Here is a 970-nt window from a genome sequence, read left to right as displayed (position 1 = left end):
CGTCGCGGCTCGATCCATGCATTGATCGGACCGAACGGCGCGGGCAAGACCACCTGCTTCAATCTGCTCACGAAATTCCTGGAGCCCACCACGGGCACCATCCTTTTCAACGGCATCGACATCACGCGTGAAAAGCCCGCACAGATTGCGCGGCGCGGCGTGATCCGCTCGTTCCAGATTTCCGCCGTGTTCCCGCACCTGACCGTGCGCGAGAACGTGCGCATTGGCCTGCAGCGCCAGCTTGGCACCGCGTTCCAGTTCTGGCGCAGCGAGCGTTCGCTCGACGTGCTGAACCGCCGCGCGATGGAGCTGCTCGACCAGGTGGGCCTGACCGAATTCGCCGAGACCACCACCGTCAGCCTGCCGTATGGCCGCAAGCGCGCGCTGGAGATCGCTACCACGCTGGCGATGGAGCCCGAGCTGATGCTGCTGGACGAACCCACACAGGGCATGGGCCACGAGGACGTGGACCGTGTGACGCAGCTCATCAAGAAGGTGTCGGCTGGCCGGACCATCCTGATGGTGGAACACAACATGAACGTGGTGTCGTCGATTGCCGACACCATCACGGTGCTGCAGCGTGGTGCCATCCTGGCCGAAGGCCCGTACGCCGAAGTGTCGAAGGACCCGCGCGTGATGGAGGCCTATATGGGCACCGCCGACGCCGAACTGCAGGGAGCGCACTGATGAACGCGAATGTACCTGCACTCGAAATCAAGGACCTGCACGCCTGGTACGGCGAATCGCACATCTTGCATGGCGTCGATCTCACGGTGAACCGTGGCGAGGTGGTCACGCTGCTGGGCCGCAATGGCGCCGGCCGCACCACCACCATGCGCGCGATCATGGGGCTGACCGGTGCGCGCAAGGGATCGATCAAGGTCGATGGCAAGGAAACCATCGGCCTGCCTACGCACAAGATCGCGCACTACGGCATCGGCTACTGCCCCGAAGAGCGGGCGATTTTCTC

General features: G+C 63.9%; 2 protein-coding genes. Both read left to right on the top strand.

Annotation, left to right across the window (positions count from 1 at the left end; all coding sequences use genetic code 11):
- Positions 1–687, top strand: a 687-nt coding sequence (locus MFF62_RS30725; protein ID WP_238267949.1) for an ABC transporter ATP-binding protein, incomplete at its 5' end; no start/stop codon positions are given.
- Positions 684–970, top strand: a 287-nt coding sequence (locus MFF62_RS30720; RefSeq protein WP_238267953.1) for an ATP-binding cassette domain-containing protein, incomplete at its 3' end; no start/stop codon positions are given. The genes MFF62_RS30725 and MFF62_RS30720, both read left to right, overlap by 4 nt.

The organism is Cupriavidus pauculus (assembly GCF_022179805.1).
Lineage (GTDB): Bacteria > Pseudomonadota > Gammaproteobacteria > Burkholderiales > Burkholderiaceae > Cupriavidus > Cupriavidus pauculus_E.
This window is presented reverse-complemented; position numbering and strand designations above follow the sequence as displayed.